This window comes from Pseudomonas sp. FSL R10-1350 (assembly GCF_009600525.1).
GTDB classification, from domain to species: domain Bacteria; phylum Pseudomonadota; class Gammaproteobacteria; order Pseudomonadales; family Pseudomonadaceae; genus Aquipseudomonas; species Aquipseudomonas helleri.
In genome coordinates, this window is sequence record NZ_WIVR01000226.1 from 1 (window position 1) to 289 (window position 289).

Below are 289 nucleotides of genomic sequence, written 5' to 3' on the forward strand. Positions count from 1 at the left end.
TTGTGAGGTACTGCACCAGTAGCTCGTAGAGCCGTACAGCGTGAACGCTCGACATGCCACTGATTTTCTCCAAACGGTATGACGTGAACTCGGACTCGAGACGTGTGATGTAGGGGATCACCCGAGGGGCGAACGTCAACTGAATTCGGCCTGTTCCGTCGATGTAAGCCTTGTCGCTGATCCATCGGGTTGTGACAGTACGGTCCTTACCGGTGTCCGGATCGGTGTCATAGATCGTCACCGAGCGGTCGAACAGGTCGCCCATCGCTTCTTTAAGTTGTCCGTAAAC

At 54.7% G+C, this 289-nt stretch carries 1 protein-coding gene; it reads right to left on the minus strand.

From position 1 onward, the window contains the following. On the minus strand, positions 1-289 hold a 289-nt coding region (locus tag GHO25_RS25935; protein WP_153393475.1), incomplete at both ends, for a RepB family plasmid replication initiator protein.